The organism is Neisseria sp. P0021.S006 (genome assembly GCF_051956895.1).
The window spans coordinates 1-590 of the sequence record NZ_JBQCWZ010000904.1; the positions used below are offsets into that span (position 1 = coordinate 1).

Here is a 590-nt window from a genome sequence, read left to right on the forward strand (position 1 = left end):
ATCTTGGGTGTCATCTTGGGCGGCCGTATCGGCTACGTTTTGTTTTATAAATTTTCCGACTATCTGGCCAACCCGTTGGATATTTTCAAAGTGTGGGAAGGCGGCATGTCGTTTCACGGCGGCTTTTTGGGTGTGGTCGTTGCCATGTGGCTGTTTGGCCGTAAGCACAACATCAGTATCTTGAAATTGATGGATACCGTTGCGCCGCTCGTACCGCTGGGCTTGGCTTCCGGCCGTATCGGCAACTTTATCAACGGCGAACTTTGGGGACGCGTGACCGAACTCAATGCTTTCTGGGCAATGGGTTTTCCGCAAGCGCGTTACGAAGATGCGGAAGCTGCGGCGCACAATCCTTTGTGGGCAGAATGGCTGCAACAATACGGCATGCTGCCGCGCCATCCGTCTCAGCTTTACCAGTTTGCCCTTGAAGGCATTTGTCTGTTTGTCATTGTTTGGATTTTCTCGAAAAAACCACGTCCGGCCGGACAAACGGCAGCATTGTTCTTGGGTGGTTACGGATTGTTCCGCTTTATTGCCGAATTTGCCCGCCAGCCTGACGACTATCTCGGCCTATTGACTTTGGGCTTGTC

General features: G+C 52.2%; 1 protein-coding gene. It reads left to right on the top strand.

All coding sequences use genetic code 11. The annotated features are described in order from the left end of the window. A partial coding sequence (gene lgt, locus ACTHUM_RS17810; protein ID WP_440403665.1) for a prolipoprotein diacylglyceryl transferase occupies positions 1-590 on the top strand: 590 nt, incomplete at both ends.